Here is a 21,620-nt window from a genome sequence, read left to right on the forward strand (position 1 = left end):
ATGACGCTGACTGCCCACGAAGCCTGGAGCCGGCTGCTCGATCGCGCTCGTCTAGAGCTGCCCGAGCAGACCTTCAAGACCTGGCTCGAGCCAACCGAGGCACTCTCCTTCGACGGCGTGACGTTGAACGTTGGTGCTCCCGATCAGTTCGCCGTGGACTGGAATCAGTCCAAGCACGCGGATTTGCTCACGGGCATGGCACCGATCGCGTTGGGCCATCCGGTCACACTCGTTTTCAAGGTGACGGAAGAGCGAAAGGCGCGACAGCAGATGGATCTCTTCGTCGCACCGCCCGTCCAAAGACCGCAATTTCAGAATCAACATGGCGCCACAACTTCGCCACCATTAAGCGATAGATACACCTTCGACTACTTCGTCATCGGTAAGTCGAACGAACTCGCCGCCGCCGCCGCACACGCCGTTGGCCAAGCCCCAGGTAAGGTCTACAACCCCCTCTTCATCTACGGCGACACCGGACTCGGCAAGACACACCTCATGCAGGCGATCGCACACGAGATCGTCACCCGGAAGCCCGACACTCGCATCACGTTCATCGGCACGGAACAGTTCACCAACGAACTCGTCGCTGCCATTCAAAGCCGCACCACCGCCGACTTCCGACGCCGCTTTCGCGAAACCGACCTCCTCCTCGTCGACGACGTGCATTTCCTCAAAGGAAAAGAGGCGATGCAGGAGGAGTTCTTCCACACCTTCAACGCCCTCTACGAAGGTGGACGGCAGATCGTCCTCACGAGCGATCGGCCGCCGTCTGAAATCCCCGGCCTCGAAGCCCGCCTCGTCTCACGCTTCCAGTGGGGCATGGTCGCTGACATCGAGCTGCCCGACCTCGAGCACCGGATCGCGATTCTTCGACAGAAGGCGCACCTGGATCACCTCGAGCTCACGATCCCCGAAGACGTCGTCCGCTTCATCGCCGAGAATGTCCGATCCAGCGTTCGAGAGCTCGAGGGCTCGATCATCAAGCTGCTCGCCTACGCGTCGCTAAAGCATCGAGAGATTTCCGTCGAAGTCGCCCGCGAAGCACTTCGCGACAAACTCAAAGCGATGGAAGGAGCGGGTGGCGGCGGACCGGCGCTCAACACCTTCGCGATTCAGCAGGCCGTCGCAAAGGACTGGGGCGTCACCAATGAAGGGCTACGCTCAAAAACGCGCACGAAGAACCTCACGGTTCCTCGCCAGGTCGCCATGTACCTGATGCGCGAACTACTCGGCATGCAACTCGTGGAAATCGGAGCGGCGTTCGGAGGCCGTGATCACTCCACCGTCATTCATAGTCTGGAGCGAGTCGCCGCGATGATGAAGGAGGAACCGACCTTCGCGCAGCGGGTCGGCAAGATCCAGGTCGCGTTGGAAAGCCTGCGGAATTGAACACGTAACGGTTTCTTTTCCACAAGATTTCGGTTTGATAACGGGCAGTACACACCGAAGATCTGGACAACCTTCCTTGCCCACAGCTATTCCACATGATCGGCTATAGGCGAACTAGTTGAGTTGATGTAAGTTCCAGCGGTTTTCCACTCCTCCACAGGTACTACTACGGCTACTAGTTAATTGCTTTTAATAGAGAACTAGTACCGCCCAGCTGTTTTGCACAACAAAGCACAGCATAGGAGCCGTGATGCGGTTTACGATCTCCCGTGAAAAATTGCAGGAAGGTCTTGCCGCGGTAACCGCGAGCATCCCAGCGAAGACAACGCTGCCGGTGCTCGCGAATATCCTCGTCGAAGCCACTGACAAGGGTATTCGCTTGTCCGGTACCGATCTCGATATCGCCGTGACCACTGAGGTCGCAGCAGACGTCGAGACGGCCGGTGCAATCACGATTCCCGCCAAAAAACTGAGCGAGATCGCCCGCGAACTTCCTCCCGCGCCGGTTCGTATTGCCGCCGTTGGAGAACAGCGCGTCACGCTCGACTGCGGCAGAACGCATTTCAAGATCCTTGGCTTGCCCCGAGACGAGTTTCCGGCGTTTCCGAGTGTCAGGTTCAACGAGAGCTGGCGGATTCGCTCTGGCGACCTCCAGAAGCTGATTGAGCACACATCCTTCGCGGTGTCGACAGAAGAGAGCCGTCCGATTCTGAACGGCGTTCTGTGGGAGCTCAAGCCAGAGATGATGCGGATGGTGGCCACGAACGGCCATCGTCTCGCGAAAATGGAAATGCCCATCAAGTCCGGTGGCGCACCGGCGAGTGATTTGATCGTCCCGCCAAAAGCCCTCGAGCAGATTCGCCGGCTTTTTCCAAAGGACGAAGAGTTGGAAATCGCCAAGGGAGAAAACCACCTCGGCTTCCGCTCACCGTTCACCGCGGTGTACACACGCCTGATCGAAGGACCGTATCCGCCGTACGATCAGGTCATTCCCCGCGACAATAACCGCGTTGCGATCGCCGACCGAACTGCGCTCACAAGCGCGCTTCGCCGCATGTCGATCATCGCGTCTGATCAAACGCATCGCATTCGCCTGTCCTTCAACGCGGGCATGCTCAAGTTCAGCGTTCAGACGCCCGATCTCGGCGAGGCGACGGACGAGCTCGCAGTCCGCTACACCGGCGATCCGCTGGACATCGGCTTCAACGCGAACTATCTCCTCGAGATCCTTCGCTACATTCCCACCGAAGAGGTTCGACTGACGTTCAAAGCGCCAGAGCGAGCCGCGACGCTGGAACCCGAAGGTTGGACCGATCCATCGTCGTACTTGTGTCTCGTCATGCCGCTGCGCTTGCTCGACTGAGCGCGGCACCCTCCTTCCAGGAGGCCGGTCGTAGTGATTGGCTTAGTCACGCTCGTCCAAGGCCTCGGACTAGCATACGCGGCCGGCCTCAGCCTTTACGCGGCAGTGGCCGTTACTGGCTTTGCCGTGCGCTTCGGTTGGGTACACAACGTCCCCACCACAATCGAACCGCTCGGCAACCTGGTCGTCATTTCGATCGCGCTGGCCCTGTACGCCGTCGAGTTTCTGGCCACACTTGTCCCCGGCGTCGCGTCTGCCTGGGAGACACTACATAGCCTCATCCGGCCGCCTGCTGCCGCGGTGTTGGCCGCTGCGACGGCGTGGCATGCTGATCCGGTCATCGTGCTCGTCGCCGCACTTCTAGGCGGCGGACTCGCGATCACGACGCATACAACCAAGCTCGGCTTGCGGTATGCAATCGACGCTTCGCCCGAACCCGCCACTAACGGCGTCGCCAACGTCGCCGAGCTCGGTCTTGTGGCGACAATGTCCATTACGATCTGGAAGCATCCGTTCGTGACGCTGGCCGTGTCCCTCGTCCTCCTGTTCTGCATGATCATCATCGTGCGCCTGATCTGGCGCGCGCTGCGACAGGTCTTCTCCGGGCGATGGATGCCGTCACAAGGATTGATGCAGGCTCCGCGCGTGATGGAACGACGCGGTGGAAGCCACGAGGATCCGGAATAGAAAAACGGCGCGCTCGTGAAAGAGCGCGCCGTCGTCGCCAATCTATAAGCCGGGTCCTGTGCAACGGATTGCTCCGCTGCGGTGATCATTCCTCTCGCGACGTAGTCGCCTACGCCGTCTAGCAGCCTACCCGCTGCGTCTTGATCGAGGTGGGCACCTCTCGCAGCCTATTTGGCCTTGCTCCCGCTGGGGTTTACCCTGCCACGACTGTTGCCAGTCGCGCGGTGGGCTCTTACCCCACCATTTCACCCTTACCCAATCCGAAGATTGTCGGCGGTGTCTTTTCTGTGGCACTGTCCGTCGTCCGCCCGGCAAAAGCCGGGGACGCCCAGGCGTTACCTGGCAGCGCGCCCAATGGAGCCCGGACTTTCCTCGAGCGTTGTTCCGAAGAACATCGATCGCGATCACCCGATTAGCGACTCGGATCAATCTAACGACGCACGCTGACGCGGGCATGACTCGGCCTTGCTACGTTGGCCGCCCAAGAGCCGATGCTGGTTCGACACGCTCCCACCGCCCGAGCGAGATCCACCCATGTTCCACGAATCCCCGTCCAACCGCGCGCCGCTCCCAGTTGCAACAATGCTCACGCCCACCGAACGCATTCGCGTCGACGCAGCGGGCGAAGGGTCCTACCACGCAGTCCATCGCGACTCGGTCGCGGAGCTCGTTCAAGATCTCAAATCGAATCGAGTGAGTGCCGTGCTCGTATCGGTCACCCGCTGCGATCAGCGTGCGCGCGCCGGCGTGGCTGCGCTAGTACGCGAATTCCCGCGCGTACCGACCGTTGCACTGCTCACGCAACTCGACCGCTCCACGCCGCACGCCATGCTGTCGCTCGGATCAACGGGCGTTCGCCAGCTCGTCGACGTTCGTGAAGCCGACGGATGGCGCGAGCTCCGCAGCTATTTGATGTCGTCGCGTGGCGAAGACATTCAACGACAAGCACTCGGCCATCTGGCGATGGACCTGTCTGGAGTGCCGCAGGACTGCTGGCGGTTCTTCGAGTCGCTCTTCCTCTCGCCGCCACGCGTGTCGACTGTTCGCGCGCTCGCGCGCAGACTCGACGTACTTCCAAGTACGCTCATGAGTCGATTCTTTCGGGCGAAATTGCCGGCGCCGAAACAGTACCTCGCGTGTGCGCGGCTCGTTCGCGCGGCGAGGCTCTTCGAAAACCCGGGCTTCTCGGTCGCGAACGTCGCCAACCATCTCGACTACTCGTCACCGCAGAGCTTCGGTCGGCATGTCCGGAGCATCATGGAACTGACCGCCGTTCAATTCCGCGAGCGATATGATGGCGAAGGAATGATTCAGCACTTTCGACAAACACTCATCATTCCACATCTCGACAAGCTCCGGAACATTCGACCCCTGAGTCCCTCGTGGGGATCAGTGGTCGAACGAAACATTCTCCAGTAGGCCGGACCGCAGAGCGCTTGCTACGCCGGGATCAGCGGAACGATCTCGGCGGCGCGTGTCAGTGAAACCACCTCGAGTCCCTCCGCTTCGAGTGCCTCGCGACCGCCTTCCTCGCGATCGACCAACGCGAGCACCCCGACGACTACGCCGCCGGCCGCGCGCACGGCTTCCACGGCCTTTCGCGCCGAGCTGCCCGTCGTGATCGTGTCTTCGATCACGGCGACGCGATCACCGGTCTGAAACGCGCCTTCGATGAGCTTTCCTGTACCGTGTGTCTTGGGCTCCTTGCGTACAGTGAAGGCACGAAGGGGCGCATTGGTCGAGGCGCTGGCATAGCTCACCGCACACGCGATTGGGTCGGCGCCGAGGGTGAGGCCGCCTACGGCGTTCACGTTCCAGCCACGTTCCCGAATGGCCTCCAATCCGAGTGGCCCGATGAGCGACAGCCCTTCGGGGCTCATCGTCGTGATTCGAGCGTCGATGTATAGCGAGGACTGACGACCCGATGCTAACGTGAACGTGCCACGCTTTGCAGATCGCGTGGCGAGCAGGGCGAGCAAGTCGTTTCGATGAGACATTGATGTGTGAAGGCTGAGTGCCGCGAACCAATCGATTCGCTGGTGCTCTCAAATCTCTCGTACTCGCTCGCGCGTCGCCAGCGCGCTCGCGTCTCGAGCTTCCCTCCACGAAGGACACATGGTTCGTTCGTCGTTTGCGCGAATTTCGTCCGGTGGCTTTTCGCTGCTGCTCAGCGCGGCCCTGTTGCTCATGGTCGGTGGACTGCTCGCAAGCGATCAAGCGCTTCGCCAGGCCGCCGAAGCGCAGACGCGCACCGACGCGCGACAAACGCAGCTGGCGGTGACACAGGTCGTCACGGCTGCGCTCAACTCTGGTGCGACGCCGGCGGCGCTTGCGCACGACTCGTCGCTGCGGGCGCTCATGATGCACCGGCCAGCCGAACGCGCGGCCGCGGCAATTCTGGCCGGACTCGATACGGTTTTCGTCGATGGCGACCGGACGGCACTCGGCGATGATCTCAGGTATGTCGTGCTACTCGAAATTCCCTCGTCCGTGCCATGGACGCTCATCATCACTCACCGTCGCAGTGTTGCGGCGTTGCGACTCGTGCTGTGGGCGTTGAGCCTCACCACGGTCGCATTTCTCGGGTTCGGGGTCATCCGCGAACGTCGCCTCGCGATCCGTGTCGCCGAGCGCTCCGCCGAACTCGAACGCTTGTACAGCGAAGTGGCGCGTGCGAATACAGCGAAGAGTGAATTTCTCGCCAACATCTCACACGAGCTGCGAACGCCGCTGAATGCGATCGTCGGCTTCGTCGAGTTGCTCAAAGACGGCGTGTACGGCGACTTGTCGCCGCGTCAGGTGCCGCCCGTAGACCGGATCGCCGCTTCTGCGACGCACCTGCGACATCTCGTCGATCAGGTTCTCGACATCGCCAAGATTGCCGCCGGAAGGCTCGAAGTACATCCGGAGACGCTTGTGCTCCGGTCGTTCGTGCTGAACATCGCGAGCGAGCTGGAGTCGCTGATCAACGAGCGAGGCCTCAGCCTCTCCATTGCTGTAGGCGCATCGCTGCCACGCGTGCGAACGGATCCGACGCACCTGCGCCACATTCTGGTCAACTTGATTGGCAACGCGGTGAAGTACACGCCGTCCGGTGGCATCGCCGTACGTGCGCGACTCGTCGATGCGTCGGCCAATGCGTCAAACCCGCGGCGGAACGCGCCCGACGATCTGGCGATCGTGAGCAAAGCTCCAGACGCTCGTCGTACTTGGATCGCGCTGCAGGTGGTGGACACCGGCGTCGGTATCGCACCGAGTGATCAGGAGCGCATCTTCGATGAATTCGAGCAGGTGAATGCGGGTCCGCGCGGTGAGTCGATGCAGCGCGGTACCGGCCTCGGACTCGCAATCTCGCGACGTCTCGCACAGTTGCTCGGCGGCAACATCGGGGTCGATAGCCAAGTCGGCAAAGGCTCGACCTTTACGCTCTGGCTTCCGGTTCACCCAACCGATCTACAGCCACCAACGCCTACGGCGCCGCGGTCGGCCGGATCGGTGGTGTAGTTAGTTCTTCTTCGACCGGCCGAAGAGCGACGCGATCTTTGCGCCGAGTCCCTGCTTGTCCTCGTCCGACGGCTTTTGGGTTGCGTCGCGAAAGTCGGCGGCAAACGCGATGACGTCGGAATAGCGCTTTGACGGTTCTTTGCTCAGCGCGCGCATGATCACCGCCTCGACGGCGGGCGAGAATCGCAGGCCCGCCTTCGCCTGGTTCAGCGGAATCGGCGGCTGCGACAGGAGCTGAGAGAACATTTCCCGCGGCGTTTTCGCCGGGAATGGAAGACAGCTGGTGAGCAGGAAATACGCTATCGTCGCCAGGCTGTATTGGTCGGCGAGCGGTCCGACGAGTTCGCCCGACAATGCTTCTGGCGCAACGTACATCAGCGTACCGACGAAGAAGCCAGCGCGCGTGAGGCGCTGCTCCGGAGCGATATCCGTATCGGTCGCGATACCGAAGTCGAGCAGCTTCACCTGATGGGTGCCCGGATCGTACATCACGTTGTCCGGCTTCAGATCGCGATGGACGATGCCGACGACATGTGCCGCGTGTACGGCGTCGGCAATCTGCGTGACGATGGCGGACACGTCTTCGACCGCGAGCGGCCCCTGACGCTTCGCATACTTCTCGAGAATTTCTCCGGCGGCCCACTCGATCGCGAGAAAGTGCATTCCCGGACCGGCTTCACCGATCTCGATTGTGCGAACGACGTTTGGGTGCTGAACCCGTTCGCCGTAGCGGGCTTCGCGAAGAAAGCGGGCAACCGCCGTCCGGTCCTGGCGCAATTTCTCGCGCAGGACCTTCACGGCTACCGTGCCGTGGTCGGCATGCTGTGCGCGAAAAACAGCGGAGGTTCCGCCTTCGCCCACTTCGCTCTGCAATGAATATCCGGCAATCGTCTGGCCGACGAGGCTCTCACGTGGCACGCGGCGAACCTAACCATGCAAACTGCCCGTCGCAAGCGAACCGACAGGTTGATTGCGAAAACTCAGCGCGAGTGGCTGCCGAGTATGACTCGTCAATCACGGTGTAAGCGATAGCAGTGGTTACTCATAGCCTCTGAATTCGCGTCGTGACGATTGCTTGACAAATGAACAAAGTGCTCCTATATAGGGCCCCGCAAGCCAAGTGGCTTGCCCAGCACCGCAGTGCAGGATCGATTCACCCCGCAGGAGGCAGCTCGCATGGCCAGAGGGAAGGTGAAGTGGTTCAATGATGCCAAGGGATATGGATTCATTGAACAAGACAGCGGTGAAGATGTGTTTGTTCACTTCTCCGCGATCACGATGGAAGGGTTCAAGACACTCGCCGAAGGTCAGGAAGTCGAATTCGAGATCCGAACGGGTGAAAAGGGTCTTCACGCCGCGAACGTAACTAGGGTCTGAGTTTTCAAACCTTCCCAACGAGTCACCCTGCGCCCGCCCGCCAGTAATGGCGGGCGGTGCTGTTTTCAGGACCAGCGTTCATCAGTTCGATACTGAAGTTCGATGCGGATGGGTCCCAAGGGATTGAACCACCACCGGTGCGCGCTGAGGTTTAGATCCATGTACCTCGATGTCCATCGGCTCTCGATCCTCGCATCCAGTCTCGCGCGTTGACGTCACCTCCGTCTCCCCCGCCCTCTCCCCGACTTTTTCTCGTCGACGGCTACGCGCTGATCTACCGCGCGTTCTTCGCACTCATCGCTCGTCCGCTGACGACCAGTCGCGGCGAGAATACGTCGGCTGCATGGGGAATCGTGAACTTTCTGCAGCGACTCCTGCAGACGCATCGTCCCGACTACCTGGGGTGGGTGCACGACTCCGGATTGTCGTTTCGGCACGAGCGGTACCCGGCGTACAAAGCTACGCGCGAAAAGCTCACCGATGAGCTCCAAGCGGATTTCGACCGAGGCATGGAACGGATTCGCGCGATTCTCGACGCTAGCCGCATTCCAATTATCACATTACATGGTTATGAAGCTGACGATGTGATTGGAACGCTCGCCATCCAGGGCGCCGAAGCAGGAATGAACGTCGTAGTCGTTTCAGGCGACAAGGACTTTCAACAGCTCGTTCGTCCAGGTATATGGCTGCTCAATCCCGGTCGCGGCGGCCCGGCGAGCGTCGAAGAGCAATGGGTGAGCGTCGAGAACGGCAGCGAACGACTCGGCGTCCCACCCGCGCTGGTGACCGACTATCTCGCGCTGGTCGGCGACACCTCGGACAACGTGCCCGGCGTGAAGGGGATTGGTGAGAAGACCGCTCAGGAATTGGTGAGTTCGTACGGCACGGTCGAGAACATTCTCGAACACGCTGCGGAGCTGACGAAAAAGCGGCCGCGCGAGGCGCTGCTGGAACAGCGCGACATGGCGCTGCTCTCGAAAGAGCTCGTGACGATTCGCACCGATCTGCCGGTCTCGCTCGACCTCGAGACGATGCGCCTGTCGCCACCCGATGCTGCTCGACTGCGCAGTCTCTACGTCGAGCTCGAGTTTCACACGCTTGCCCGGAACATTCCCGAAACGCCCGTGAGCGGCGAGGATGTCGCGACCTCGGCGCCGGTGGCGACGCGTGAGACGCACTACACGGTGGTGGATACGATTCCAGCGCTCGAAGCGGCCGTTGCACGGGCGCGGAGCGCTCCGCACATCGCGGTCGATGTGCAAACCGTCATTGACCCGACAGCGCCTCACGATCTCGATCCGCTCCGAACGACGCTGGTTGGCGTCAGTATCGCCGTCGGTGCCGGGGAGGCGTATTACTTCCCGCTCGCGCACCAAACGCGAACGTTGGATCAGGGCGATCTCGGACTCGGCGACGGGTTGCTGCTAGAACCGGTTGCGAAAAAGACGAAAGCGAAGAAGACCGCCGAACCAACGAGTATCGCAGGGCGGGCGCTCGCGCGTGGCGGACATGAGGTCAAGAATCTTCCATCGATTCAAAGTCCCGAACTCGCACCGCTCAAATCGCTGCTCGAGGATGCGTCGGTCAAGAAGACGGTGCAGAACGCGAAGTTTGATCTGCTGGCGCTTCGCGTCGCCGGCATCACGCTACGCGGCGTCGACTTCGATACGATGGTAGCGAGTTACGTGCTGGATCCAGGCCGCCGATCGCACGGTCTCGACCTGCTCGCCCTCGAGTTCCTCGATCATCGGATGACGAGTATCGAAGATCTGTGCGGCAAAGGGAAAGACTTCATTCCATTCGCCGAGGTTCCCGTGGAGTGCGCCCGCGATTTCGCGTGCGAGGACGCCGACGCGACGTGGCAGCTGCGCGAGAAGTTCGAACCACAACTCGATGCGCTTCAACTCGCAGGCTTGTTTCGCGAGGTCGAAATGCCACTCGTCGAAGTGCTCGCCGAGATGGAATGGAACGGCATCACGATCGATACGAACTGGTTTGCGTCGCTCAAGACGCGCTTCGAGCGCGAGCGACGCCGTGCGGAGCAGGAGATTTACGTTGCGGCCGGCGAGGAGTTCAACATCAACTCCAACCCGAAGCTCCGCGAGATCCTGTTCGAGAAGTTGAATCTTCCCGTGCTGAAGAAAACAGCGACGGGAGCGTCGACCGATGCGAGCGTCCTCCAACAGCTGGCCGACGAAGGACATCAACTTCCGGTGCTGATCATGGAGTATCGGGAGATTGCCAAACTCGAAAGCACGTATATCGACGCGCTGCCGAGTTATGTGCACCCGCAGTCCAAACGCGTGCACACCTCGTTCAGCCAAACAGTCGCGGCAACAGGTCGCTTGTCGTCGAGCGAACCGAATCTTCAGAATATTCCGATTCGTCGCGAGCTCGGACGCGACATTCGCCGCGGCTTTGTGCCGCGGCCCGGGTGGGTGCTCGTATCAGCGGACTATTCCCAGATCGAGCTGCGACTGCTGGCCCATCTGTCCGGCGATCCGGCATTCGTCCAGGCGTTTCAGTCGGGCGACGATATTCACCGGCAGACCGCGGCGCTGATTTTCGAAGTGCCGGTGGATCAGGTGACGAAGGACATGCGTGCCCGCGCAAAGACCATCAACTTTGCGACGATCTACGGTCAAGGTGCGCACGCGCTATCCCGTCAGCTCAAGATCTCGTTTGCCGAGGCGAAGGAGTTCATCGAACGCTATTTCCAACGCTTTCATCGCGTGCGCGAGTACCTGGACTCGATGGTCGAATTCGCGCGGCAGCATGGGTATGTCCAGACCATCTTCAATCGCCGCCGATACATTCCCGAGCTTCGCGACCGAAACTTCAACATTCGGGCATTCGGCGAGCGCACCGCCCAGAACTCGCCGATTCAGGGTTCAGCGGCTGATCTGATCAAAGTGGCAATGATCAACATTCATCGGGCGCTCGAATCGCAGGAGCTCGAAAGCGAGATGCTATTGCAGGTGCACGACGAACTGGTCTTCGAAACGCCCGCCTCGGAGCTCGACGCCCTCTCGGCGCTGGTTAAGCACGAAATGGAACATGCCGCTACTCTCTCGGTGCCGCTGGTCGTCGACCTAGGTGCGGGCGAGAACTGGCTGTCTACGAAAATGGATGGTTAGCGGTCTTTCGGTCTGGCGATTTGCATGGCAGCTTGCGAGGGATTTCGCACTTCGACCGAATTATCGGATCCATTGCAATGCAAATGCGTAGCCGTGTGAACCCGTAAAGCGTTGCGCCGCAACAAGTTCATTTGTGTAGTCGAGCCCGGCACCGGCTTTGCCTTAGAGTTGTCGTCAACAACGAAGAAGTTGAGTGACCGAACTATGCGCTCTTCCCACCTCTCCTCCGTCCGCGGTACCATCTCCATGCGCCAGTCACGACGAGGCTTCACGCTCATCGAGCTACTGATCGTCGTTGTGATCATCGGCATTCTCGCGGCGATCGCAATTCCGAAATTCGCGGCTACCAAGGGCAAGGCGCACTTCGCGGCCATGAAGAGCGACCTACACAACCTGACGACGGCGCAGGAGTCGTTCTTCTACGACCACACGCGCTATACGGCCGCACTCGATTCCGTTCAGTTTTCGGGCTCGCACGGAGATTCGCTCATCATCACCGAGGCCTCTGCCACGGGCTGGTCGGCGACGTCCACGAATCCCGAGTCCTATCCGCACTTCTGTGCGCTATTCATCGGAACCGCCGCCGCCGTCGCACCTGCAACCGCCGCGGGCGTGGTGGCCTGTCAGTAGTTCGACGCGCGCTTGATGCAGGTTCCGCCGCCGTTCCGTGAGTTCGAGAAGCGCCGTGATGGAATGATCCACGCCATGGACGGCGGCCTTTGGTTGCATCGGCATCTCTGGAAGGGCCGCCGCCTCGCTCATCTCGTCTCGACAGACCGATTGCTACTTCTCGAATACGGCAATGCAGTCGGGATTTCGGCGGACCGTCTTCAATTCAAGCCACTGAAGGACCCGCGCACCGGAATTCGTCGAGCTGCGTGGCACTGGGACCTCGGCGGGCCGTACCTCCCCGATAAACGCTGAGCGTTACGCCGGCCGCACACTGCCAGGCACGTCGAGGGCGTGCTCGAATGCAATCACGTCCGTGCGGAGTGCGGCCAGCTCGCCCGTCAGCCGCTGTCGAAGCGCACGGTTTCGGCGAAACGTGACGTACGCGCGCGCTCGATGGACTGCGCGCTTCATTCGTTCGCTGAGATAGAAGTTGATGTCCGCGGCAATCGGCAGGCTCACGAGATAGCCTGCGGCAATCACCGGCCCCAAGATGGCCGCCACAGCGACCGTTTGCGCGAAGTACGCGAGCACCACGAGCGCGGCGCCAGCCAATACGGTTCGCATCGCCGGATCGGCGGCGCTTTCGACCGACCGCATGGCGAATGCACGCGCGGCGGTGAATGGCAACCAGTGGTTGATTCGTCCCCATAGCGCGATCGGTCCGCCGACCAGCAGCATCCACCCTTCGCGAACGACAAAGCGAACGCCGCGGCGTTTACTCAGCGCGATGCCAACGTCCTCGAGAAGAATCCCGTGTTGCGCCGCTTCGTGTTGCACCGCCTCGAGTCGTTTCACGAGTTCGGCGGCGCGCGCGCTTAGGTCGATGTCGGCAGACTGTAGCCGAACGGTCCACTCATCGATTCGTCGTGCGAGTTCAGCCTCGGCGCCGAACCCGCGTGGGCCCTTGCCGATGTTGGAAGTCTCCACAAAAAGTGCGGCGAGCACCGACGCCAAGCGCAGCGACCGCGCTGCATCGTCGATGCTCGCAAAATTCAGCGTCACGGCGCGAAGACGCGTCTCGATCTCCGTCGTTAAGGCCTCGGCCGCAGAGCTGTCGTTCGGCGCGTGCCACTCCGACATGATGATCGGCTCACCGATCTGAACGAGCACACGCGTACGAGGTTGTTCCTTACGCTCGAACGTGAGACCGATCGGCACGATTGCGAGATCTGTAACACCTCCGGAGTTGGCGGCGTACAGCGCCATTCGCGCCGCTCCACTCTTTAGTGGTGCGAGGGCGGGCTCGTCGTGCGTAATGCCCTCCGGGAAGATCAAAACCGTGCCACCATCCTTGAGCGCATCGCGAACCGAACGAAAGGCGTTGCGATTTCGCATTGGATCTGCACGCACGCCGACTTCGGACGCGTCGCTGGTTCGATGCAACGGCACGACTCCGACCCAGCGAAGCAGACGACCACCGACGGGATTCGTGAACAGCGTCGACTTCGCGGTGATACGAACGCGACGCGGTACGATCCAGGCAACGAGCAACGCATCGACGAGCGCGTTCGGATGGTTCACGGCCAGCAACACCGGCCGCCCGCGCGGCAGCCGTTCGAGCCCTTCGACCTGGATGTCTCTGTAGTACCAACGCAACGCGACCCGAGCGACCGCGCGCAACAACACGTACACGATCATGCGCGTTGCGGCGATCGATCCGGAACACCGCGAAGAATCCACGCCGCGATCACGAACATGATCGCCACGGTTACGACGGCGGCGCGATACGCGATTGCCGTTCCAAACGATGACTCCAATCCGTCCACGGTGAGTCCCCAGATGAGGGGACCAATGATCGCAGCGGCGCGCGATGAGAGAAGCATCAAACTGAAATAGCGCCCCGCTTCGACGTCGGGCACGAGCCCCAGGAGCACCGGCCGCTCAGCGGTTGGGACACCGCCAAAGTTCAATCCAATCGCTAGGCCGACGAGCCAGAACGCGTTCTTGCCCGGCACGAGGATCATGACGACGAGCAGCACGATCCAGAGTACGAGCGTCATCATGAGACTACGCTTTCCGCCGAGCCGATCGACGAGGTAACCGTAGAAGAAGCTCCCGAAAATCGACGGGATGGTCAGCACCAGGAACAGCGTGATTTCCGAGCCCTTGTCGAAACCGACAGCCTTCACGGCGTAGAGCGTCATGAAGCCGACGATCGTGCCAATGGCGTCCTGGTAGACGAACGACGCGATGATGAACCGTAGTGCGCCAGGATGTTTCTTGGCGTCGCGAATCGTGTTGAACACCTCTCGGACGGCTCGTTTCCAATCGACCGGCGTGCCCTTCGGCGCCGGATTGTGATCACGACAGAAAACGAACAGCGGCAACGAGAACGCGAGAAAGAGCACGCCAGTCGGAAGGAACGCCGATACCCGCCCGCCGTGCGACGTAAACGGCATGAGAGAATGCAACACGTTCATCGTGCCCTGGCTCAGCGGACCAATGATCGGAAGGCTTCCGCTGAAGAACGGCATGACGAACAGCACGCCAAAGATTGATCCGACATAACCGATCGCGGTGCCAAAACCGGAAAGCCTTCCCTGCTCTTCCGGGGGCACGAGCTCCGGCATCATCGCGTTGTAGAACGGTTGCGCTGCCTGGTACGCGAACATGGCGATTATGTAGGCGCCGAGCACCCAGTAGAGAGGCGCGCCGCTCGCGTGCCATCCAGCGGGCAACATCGCTGGCGAATCGACGCTGGTTCCCGTGAGGGGAAGCATGCGCTGACCGAAAATACCCATCATCGCGCAACCGGCACACGACAGCACCGTGAATCCCACGACCCAGGGTTTGCGTCGCCGCCGCACGTCAGACAGAGCGCCAAGAAATGGTATCGCGATCACGACCAGCACCGAGGCAATCGCGCTGGCGACGGCGTCGACAGTATTCGAAACGCCAAGGTCGCTCACGAGCCACACCGCGAAATACAGTGTGGCAATGTTCATCGAGAAAATCGTGTTCGAAAAATCGTACAAGGCCCAGCTAAACCGCTCGACGATCGGTGCGCGTACGGAGGCGCGTATTTCGCCGTCGGGAAGGATCAACGGAATCGCGTGTTCAGGATGTGCCATCCACGGGCTCCAATTGGGGTCGGCAGCGTGTTGGTCTATACGCTACCATGTAGCGCGGGCCTCCGCGTCTACGTCGTCTGACATAGCCGGACGCACGAAGCTGTTGACGCTGCGAACTGTTGATCCAAATTACGACGAATGAAGCCTTTCCGGCGTTCCGCCCTTCTGTTGCCCGCACTCATCATCGCTGCGTGCGACCGCGGAAAGGCTCCCGTGCCCGTCGACTCCACGGCGGCGCGTGCCGCCCACGCGGCTGATTCCATCGCGTTGGCTACGTCGCCAACCCGGAATTGGGACGCGGGTGCTGGCCCTGTCCTGCTCGTGTCAGGCACGTCGCCGGCCCAGGCGATCATCGTTGCGCCGGACAGCGCAACGGCAGCCCAGGCGTTTGCCGGCATTCCACACCTTGCGACGGTCACGCTCTTTGGGCGCAATGGATCGGTCCAGACGGCCGACCTGCCTGGAGTCGCCGACACCACGGCGTGTGCCGTCGCGACGCTGAATGCTTCGCCGCCACCGCGGCCGTGGAGCGTTGGGTTCATCGGTGGTGTCGTGTCGCCGATCGCACTCGATTCAATCGAATCGCTGTCCCGTGTGGATTCCAGCGCGCTCGCCGCCGAGGCTACACGGCTCGCGTCCGCCTTGCCGAACGACACCGCCGGACGATTTACGGGATTGCCGTTCGTCGTTCGGTCGATGTGGAGGTTCACCATCCCGGGCGGCGTACAGGTCGTAGTTGCCACCTTTACCCGTCAAATCAACCAGGAGGCGACCCCCCTCGAGGAGCGAACGCTGCTCGTCGGAGAGCGCGCCGCGAACGACACTGCCTTCGTTGCTGCATACTCCGAGCGCTCGTACGGACAAGAAGAGACGATCGAGAGCCGCGAAGTCCTGGCAGCCGCGTTGATCGGATCGTCTCGCACTCCGGCGTTGATTGTCACTCACGACTATGGTGACGCCACAGCGTACGGGTTGATCGAACGCGCGGATGACGGTCGTTGGCGATCACGCTGGCTCAGCGCGCGCCGTCGCTGCACCGCGTCAGGAACCCTCGACGCGCGCTAGCGCCGCCGGCGCGCGCACTCGGCCGGCTACTCCGGCCAGTCCAGCGAGCGTCAGCACGTAGGGGAGCGAGAGAAATAGTTGATACGGCAGTGCGAGGCCGATGGCCTGCAACAGAAACTGCAAAGCGCTGGCTGCGCCAAATACCAGAGCTGCGAGCGCGACGCCGAGCGGGTGCCAGCGTCCAAGAACGACAATGGCGATCGCGATGAACCCGCGGCCAGCGGACATTCCTTCCGCGAACGTTCCCGCCTGCGCGAGCACGAGTGCACCGCCAGCGAGGCCGCCGGTAAGACCTCCGAAAACCATCGCACCCAGTCGTACGCGATTCACGCGAATACCGGCGGCCTCTGCAGCAGCCGGCGATTCCCCAACGGCACGCAACGCGAGACCGGCGTGCGTTCTGTACATCCACCACCACGCGAGCGGGACGAGTACGTACGCGGCGTAGGTGATGGCGGGCTGGTAGAAGAAGCCCGAACCGAGGATCGGAATCTTCGATAACAGCGGGATTGGAATCGGACCCGTGGTCGGAATCGAAAGTCCGGCGCCTGCGGCTCCGTACAGAGTTCGATACAGCGTACCGGTTAGTCCGAGGGCCATCAGCGTGACGGCCGTTCCCGTGATGATCTGATCGGCGCGCAGCCAAATCGCGAACAGTGCGAACACCAGCGCCGCCGCGACTCCGAACAACATCGAGGCTGCGTATCCCCCAACGGCTCCGGCGTGAGTGGCGCCTACGAGTCCGCCGAAGCAGCCCGACAGGATGATGCCTTCGAGGCTGATGTTGATGATTCCGGCTCGCTCTACGACCACTTCGCCGATTGCAGCCAAGGCGAGGGGAGTGGCAGTGCGAACAGTTGCTTCGACGAACGCGGTAGCGGCGCTGCTCATCGCGATTCTCGTGCGCCAATGCGCGCGCGACCGAGCGCGACGAGCGACAGGATCACTCCAGCTTCGACGACCGACACGACGACCGACGGAACCCCTGCATCGCGCTGCATCGCTGTGGCTCCTGCCTCCAGCGCGCCAAAGAGAATCCCGCTTCCAATGACCGCGAGCGCGTCGAGTCGCGCGAGCAAGGCGACAGCGATTGCCGTGTACCCGTATCCGGGCGAGATGTTCTCATAGAGAGCGTACGTCACGCCAGACACCTCGATGGCGCCGGCAAGTCCGGCTAGGCCGCCACTCACGAGGAATGCGCGCATCGTTACGCGCTCGACATCGATCAATCCAGCGGATCGAGCGGCGTTTGGGTTGGCACCAACGACTCGCAGTCGAAACCCGCTCGCGGTGTAGCGAATTGCCCACCACGCGCCAACACACGCGAGCACCGCGATTCCAAATCCGAAATGAAGGCGAGTCGTCGATGAAAACCGCGGAAGGTGCGCGGCGTCGGCGAGTGTTCGCGTTTGCGGATAAATGTGCGTCGGCTCCTGAAGCGGCCCTCGCACGAGATAGGAAACGAGATATCCTGCAACAAAGTTCAGCATGATCGTACTGATGACTTCCAGCACGCGAAAACGAAGGCGCAGTACCGCGGCGATCGCCGCCCAAGCGGCGCCGGCGATCACGCCGGTCCCCAGCACGAGGGGAAGCACCACGATTCTCGGCGAATCGCCGAGGAATAGCGCTGTGGCCGCGGCTGCGGCGGCTCCAACTATGAACTGACCTTCCGCGCCGATGTTGAATACGCCCGCGCGAAACGCGATCGCGACGGCAAGTCCCGTGAGAATGAGTGGCGTCGCGCGAATCAGCGTCCCCGATCCGATGGCGTACCAGGATCCGATCGATCCCGACACGAGTGCCGATGCGGCTCTAGGTACGTCGAAGCCAGTCGCGGCCAATAGGCCGATCATCCCAGCGACGAGCGCCACGACGAGCGCGATGGCGAGACGAGATGATGATTTCACGCCATCGCGACGCTGCGGCGAGCGCGCACGAGCTGTCGGATTGCCGCGATCCCCAACACGGGTCCGATGGCGAGCACGGGGAATACCCACTTCCACCCAATCATGTTCACCAACGGTGGAATGAGTTGGATCGATACCATCGTCAGAAGAAATCCCATCGACGTCTGCACCGTCAACGCAGTGCCGACGGCGTGCGGCGGCACCGATTCTGTCACCAACGCGCTGAATTGTGCGGAATCGGCGATGACGAAGAAGCCCCACGCCCATGCGAGCGCGCCAAGGATCCAGAGGCTACGACCAAACGCAAACGGAATGAGGAGCGCGCACGCCCCGCTGAGTGCCATCGCGATCATCACGAGTCGTTCGCGTCCGCGCCGGTCGGCGACCAAGCCGCCCCAAACGCATCCGATCCCGCCAATCGCGATGGTGCCGAACGCCGTGAGTGAGACGATGGCGTTCGTCTGCGCTCCTGGCGCACGCCCTTCGGCAGCGACGCTGGCTGCAATGAACGCCGGGATCCAGGTCCAGAACGAATACAACTCGAACATATGTCCGAGATATCCGCCCGTTGCCAGGCGCCAATCGCGCCGCTCGAACACCGTGTTCAATAGACCCCACGAGAAGGGCCTCGGCGGAAACGGATACGGGCCGTCTACATAGAAAGCGCCGATGAGTAGTGCGGCCGTCAGCGCGCAAACGGACGCCGTGAGTATGACGGCGTTTGGTCCCGCGTTTGGAAGCGCGTGGACCAGGTACGGCGTTGCCTTTCCGACGGTCAGCGCGCCCACAACCGTGCCGATGGCCAGGCCGCGCCGCGCACGAAACCACGTCGACGCCATCTTCATTGCCGGCGGATACACGCCCGCGAGGGAGAGTCCGGTGAGAAACCGGAGGCAGAGTGCGACGCCGAATCCGTTCGTGTGAATGAGCGCCGCATTTGCGGCCGCGCCGACGATAGCCGCAATTGCGAAGAAGCGCCGCGACGGTAGAACGTCGGCGAGGTTGAGTAGCGCCGCGATGCCCGTTCCGCAGACGAATCCCAACTGGACAATCGTCGTCAACCAAGCGGTCTGCCCCGCGGCCAGCGACCATCGCTGTGCTAGCTGCGGCGCGACCGCGCTCGCCGCAAACCAAAGCGACATGCCGAGCAGCTCGGCCGTCGCGAGCAGGCCGAGCATTCGCCAACGGTCCGGGTGAACATCCACGCCTACCCGTGTCGCAGTCATGACACGCCGAGCATCGCTCGTCCGACGGCGTCGCGATCGAGACTGGTTTCGCGCACACTGCCAGCATGAACGGCAAGCACACGGGTCGCTAGCGTCAGCACCTCATCCAGGTCGCTCGAGTAGACGACGACGGCCGCACCGCGGTTGGCCGCAGCGCGCAGACGGTCGTGCACGGCCCGCGTCGCGCGAATGTCCAAGCCGCGAGTTGGATTCTCCACCACCACGAGCGGCGGCGCATCTGCGAGCTCGCGTGCGAAGACGAGCTTTTGCTGATTCCCACCGGAGAGACTGCGAACTGGTGTCGTGTCCTCGGCACCGCGCACGTCATATTCCGCGATCGCCGCACGAGCGCGTGATCGCTCGCTCGCCGGATTGAAGAATCCTCCGCGATGACCGGAGCCGCGAAGGGAAAGATTCTCGGCCGGATTGAAATCGAGCACGAGCGCGTCGTGCTGTCGGTCCTCCGGAACGAATGCTACGGACGTCGGCAGTCGAAGTGTGCCTTCGCTGATCGTCGTGCGCCCGGATAGCGCGCGGAGCAGATCGCGCTGACCGGCACCTTCCACTGCGGCAACACCCACGATGTCGCCCGATCGAACGGCGAACGTTGCGTTTCTAATCGTCGTCGCGCCCCGCGCATCCACGATCGAGACGCTGTCGGCATGCACCACTTCGTCGCCCACCACTGGCACGGCGTGCGACTCGTGGGACGGCGAGTCATCGCCAAGTAGCGCACGCGTGAGAATGTCGATCGTGACGTCTGCGGCGCTAGAGCGCAGCGCAACCCGGCCGCGCCGCAATACGGTCACGTCGTCAGCTACGGCAAGCGCTTCGTGCAGCTTATGTGTGATCAACACGACCGCGTTTCCTGCGTCGGCGAACCCGCGGATCCATCGCAGCAGTTCTTCGATCTCATTTGGTGCTAGTACGGCTGTCGGTTCATCGAGGATCAGCACTTCGGCGTTCCGCGCGAGCGCCTTTACGATCTCGAGGCGCTGTTGGGCTCCGACACTGAGATCAGCGGCGCGCGCACGCGCGTCGAGCGTGAGACCCGTTCTCATCCCGATTTCCGTGACACGCTGTTCGGCCTTTGAGCGACTGAATCCTCCGCGTCCGCCTAGTGCGACGTTTTCGGCGACCGTCATAGCAGGGATGTTGGTAAAGTGCTGGTGCACCATTCCAAGTCCTCCGGCAATGGCGTCGGTCGCCGAGGCTATGCGTCGCGTTCCGTTATTTGCGAAAACGTCGCCTGCGTCTGACGTCGAGAGTCCGAACGCGATCCGCATCAGCGTCGTCTTGCCTGCGCCGTTCTCGCCAAGCAGCGCGTGCACCGTTCCCGCGCGAACGTCGAGCGAAACGTCGTCGACCGCGATGTTGCTCTGGAAGCGCTTCGTGATGTTCGCGAGGGACAGCGCGATGGAACCGTTCGCCGCTGTCGATGCAGTCACAGGCCGGAGGGCGCGTCGACGAATGTTGACGTCAGGCCAAACTCTTTTGCCAATCGGTCTCCCAGCGCACGTACGCCGAGTGTTTCGGTCGCGTAGTGTCCAGCGTACAGGATCACGATTCCGAGTTCACGCGCTTCGACGGATGTGTGGTGCGGTCCCTCTCCAACGATCAGCGTGTCGAGCCCGCGTTGAACCGCGTCGCGAAGAGTACTCGTATCAGCGCCTGCGCCGGTGCAGATGCCCCAACGGCGCGTGACCCGCTCGCCGTCGAACGGCGTTGCAACGAGATGACCGCCGTGTGCCACGGCCAGCGCCGCGGCCCGCTCGGCAAGCACGCGTGTAGGCACGTCGCTCGTGCCGCTCAGACCGACTTCGATCGATTGATACGGAGCGAATCCGCCGGACGGTTTCAGACCGAGGTGCGCCGCCAGTAGCGCGTTGTTGCCGAGTTCTGGATGAATGTCTAGCGGAAGGTGCGCTGAATACACCGCCACGTCGTGCGTGACGAGCATCCAAAGCCGCTTGTGTCGGTGCTCGGTGATGGGCTGAACACCACCCCAGAACATGCCGTGATGCACGATCAAGAGACGCGCACCAGCGTCGATCGCTCGTGAAATTGTCTCAGTCGAGAAATCCACGGCCGTCGCAATGCGCTCGATGTCTCCCACGTTGGCGAGCTGCACGCCATTCACGGCACTTGGGTAGTCGGGAATGGAGTGGATGGCCAGCGTGGAGTCGAGAAAGCGCGCCAGCACTTCGAGTGACGGCATG

The 21,620-nt window shown here is 61.8% G+C and carries 19 protein-coding genes and 1 other RNA gene; 10 read left to right on the forward strand and 10 right to left on the reverse strand.

Annotation, left to right across the window (positions count from 1 at the left end; translation table 11 throughout):
- The 3 genes from dnaA to AC6H4Z_RS00015 all read left to right on the forward strand — a co-directional run bounded on the left by dnaA (position 1) and on the right by AC6H4Z_RS00015 (position 3,439).
- Entirely contained in the window at positions 1-1,389 is a 1,389-nt protein-coding gene (gene dnaA, locus AC6H4Z_RS00005) for a chromosomal replication initiator protein DnaA (RefSeq protein ID WP_497544668.1), read from the forward strand.
- 250 nt (positions 1,390-1,639) lie between these two features.
- Positions 1,640-2,752 carry a DNA polymerase III subunit beta gene (dnaN, locus tag AC6H4Z_RS00010; RefSeq protein ID WP_497544669.1) on the forward strand — a complete coding sequence of 371 codons (1,113 nt, stop codon included), beginning with the start codon at positions 1,640-1,642 and terminating at the stop codon, positions 2,750-2,752.
- Positions 2,753-2,785: 33 nt separating this feature from the next.
- Complete coding sequence (locus AC6H4Z_RS00015) at positions 2,786-3,439, forward strand: DUF4126 domain-containing protein (protein ID WP_497544670.1); 654 nt, start codon at positions 2,786-2,788, stop codon at positions 3,437-3,439.
- Between the two features lie 29 nt (positions 3,440-3,468).
- Here AC6H4Z_RS00015 and rnpB read toward each other — a convergent pair.
- Positions 3,469-3,859, reverse strand: an RNA gene (gene rnpB / locus AC6H4Z_RS00020) — RNase P RNA component class A.
- A 162-nt stretch (positions 3,860-4,021) separates the two neighbouring features.
- On the opposite strand from rnpB, the gene AC6H4Z_RS00025 reads away from it, so the two are divergent.
- Positions 4,022-4,858: a helix-turn-helix transcriptional regulator gene (locus tag AC6H4Z_RS00025; RefSeq protein WP_497544671.1), complete on the forward strand. Its 837-nt coding sequence runs from the start codon at positions 4,022-4,024 to the stop codon at positions 4,856-4,858.
- 20 nt (positions 4,859-4,878) lie between these two features.
- Here AC6H4Z_RS00025 and pyrE read toward each other — a convergent pair whose 3' ends face one another.
- Positions 4,879-5,436 (reverse strand): orotate phosphoribosyltransferase, encoded by a 558-nt coding sequence (gene pyrE, locus AC6H4Z_RS00030; protein WP_497544672.1) that lies wholly within the window; start codon positions 5,434-5,436, stop codon positions 4,879-4,881.
- A 118-nt stretch (positions 5,437-5,554) separates the two neighbouring features.
- Here pyrE and AC6H4Z_RS00035 point away from each other — a divergent pair, with 118 nt between their 5' ends.
- Positions 5,555-6,943 carry a sensor histidine kinase gene (locus AC6H4Z_RS00035; protein WP_497544673.1) on the forward strand — a complete coding sequence of 463 codons (1,389 nt, stop codon included), beginning with the start codon at positions 5,555-5,557 and terminating at the stop codon, positions 6,941-6,943.
- Here AC6H4Z_RS00035 and AC6H4Z_RS00040 read toward each other — a convergent pair whose 3' ends face one another.
- Entirely contained in the window at positions 6,944-7,861 is a 918-nt protein-coding gene (locus AC6H4Z_RS00040; RefSeq protein WP_497544674.1) for a serine/threonine-protein kinase, read from the reverse strand.
- Positions 7,862-8,119: 258 nt separating this feature from the next.
- On the opposite strand from AC6H4Z_RS00040, the gene AC6H4Z_RS00045 reads away from it, so the two are divergent.
- From AC6H4Z_RS00045 to AC6H4Z_RS00060, 4 genes are all read left to right on the forward strand, one after another.
- A complete protein-coding gene (locus AC6H4Z_RS00045; protein ID WP_497544675.1) occupies positions 8,120-8,320 on the forward strand; it encodes a cold-shock protein in 201 nt (66 codons plus the stop codon).
- Positions 8,321-8,529: 209 nt separating this feature from the next.
- Positions 8,530-11,457 (forward strand): DNA polymerase I, encoded by a 2,928-nt coding sequence (gene polA / locus AC6H4Z_RS00050; protein ID WP_497544676.1) that lies wholly within the window; start codon positions 8,530-8,532, stop codon positions 11,455-11,457.
- A gap of 246 nt (positions 11,458-11,703) precedes the next feature.
- Positions 11,704-12,087 carry a type IV pilin protein gene (locus tag AC6H4Z_RS00055; protein WP_497544677.1) on the forward strand — a complete coding sequence of 128 codons (384 nt, stop codon included), beginning with the start codon at positions 11,704-11,706 and terminating at the stop codon, positions 12,085-12,087.
- Between the two features lie 15 nt (positions 12,088-12,102).
- Positions 12,103-12,381, forward strand: coding sequence for a hypothetical protein (locus AC6H4Z_RS00060; RefSeq protein ID WP_497544678.1), 279 nt, complete (start codon positions 12,103-12,105; stop codon positions 12,379-12,381).
- Positions 12,382-12,384: 3 nt separating this feature from the next.
- Here the strand turns inward: AC6H4Z_RS00060 and AC6H4Z_RS00065 are convergent, their stop codons facing one another.
- Together AC6H4Z_RS00065 and AC6H4Z_RS00070 are read right to left on the reverse strand one after the other, a co-directional pair.
- A complete protein-coding gene (locus AC6H4Z_RS00065) occupies positions 12,385-13,809 on the reverse strand; it encodes a lysophospholipid acyltransferase family protein (RefSeq protein ID WP_497544679.1) in 1,425 nt (474 codons plus the stop codon).
- Positions 13,764-15,200: an MFS transporter gene (locus tag AC6H4Z_RS00070; protein ID WP_497544680.1), complete on the reverse strand. Its 1,437-nt coding sequence runs from the start codon at positions 15,198-15,200 to the stop codon at positions 13,764-13,766. The genes AC6H4Z_RS00065 and AC6H4Z_RS00070 overlap by 46 nt, the downstream gene beginning before the upstream one ends.
- A gap of 138 nt (positions 15,201-15,338) precedes the next feature.
- On the opposite strand from AC6H4Z_RS00070, the gene AC6H4Z_RS00075 reads away from it, so the two are divergent.
- Entirely contained in the window at positions 15,339-16,265 is a 927-nt protein-coding gene (locus AC6H4Z_RS00075) for a hypothetical protein (protein ID WP_497544681.1), read from the forward strand.
- Here the strand turns inward: AC6H4Z_RS00075 and AC6H4Z_RS00080 are convergent.
- Genes AC6H4Z_RS00080 through AC6H4Z_RS00100 form a run of 5 tightly spaced genes read right to left on the reverse strand, consistent with a single transcriptional unit; the run spans position 16,242 to position 21,619 of the window.
- A complete protein-coding gene (locus AC6H4Z_RS00080; RefSeq protein ID WP_497544682.1) occupies positions 16,242-17,156 on the reverse strand; it encodes an ABC transporter permease in 915 nt (304 codons plus the stop codon). The two genes, AC6H4Z_RS00075 and AC6H4Z_RS00080, sit on opposite strands and share 24 nt — an antisense overlap.
- Complete coding sequence (locus AC6H4Z_RS00085) at positions 17,153-18,175, reverse strand: ABC transporter permease (protein ID WP_497544683.1); 1,023 nt, start codon at positions 18,173-18,175, stop codon at positions 17,153-17,155. The genes AC6H4Z_RS00080 and AC6H4Z_RS00085 overlap by 4 nt, the downstream gene beginning before the upstream one ends.
- The gene (locus AC6H4Z_RS00090; RefSeq protein ID WP_497544684.1) at positions 18,172-19,401 is read right to left on the reverse strand and encodes an MFS transporter; all 1,230 of its coding nucleotides are present in this window, start codon (positions 19,399-19,401) and stop codon (positions 18,172-18,174) included. The genes AC6H4Z_RS00085 and AC6H4Z_RS00090 overlap by 4 nt, the downstream gene beginning before the upstream one ends.
- Positions 19,398-20,849, reverse strand: a complete 1,452-nt coding sequence (locus AC6H4Z_RS00095; RefSeq protein ID WP_497544685.1) for an ABC transporter ATP-binding protein — start codon at positions 20,847-20,849, stop codon at positions 19,398-19,400. The genes AC6H4Z_RS00090 and AC6H4Z_RS00095 overlap by 4 nt, the downstream gene beginning before the upstream one ends.
- Positions 20,846-21,619, reverse strand: coding sequence for a Nif3-like dinuclear metal center hexameric protein (locus AC6H4Z_RS00100; RefSeq protein ID WP_497544686.1), 774 nt, complete (start codon positions 21,617-21,619; stop codon positions 20,846-20,848). The genes AC6H4Z_RS00095 and AC6H4Z_RS00100 overlap by 4 nt, the downstream gene beginning before the upstream one ends.
- Position 21,620: the final 1 nt, after the last annotated feature.

It is taken from the genome of Leucogemmata humicola (assembly GCF_055379415.1).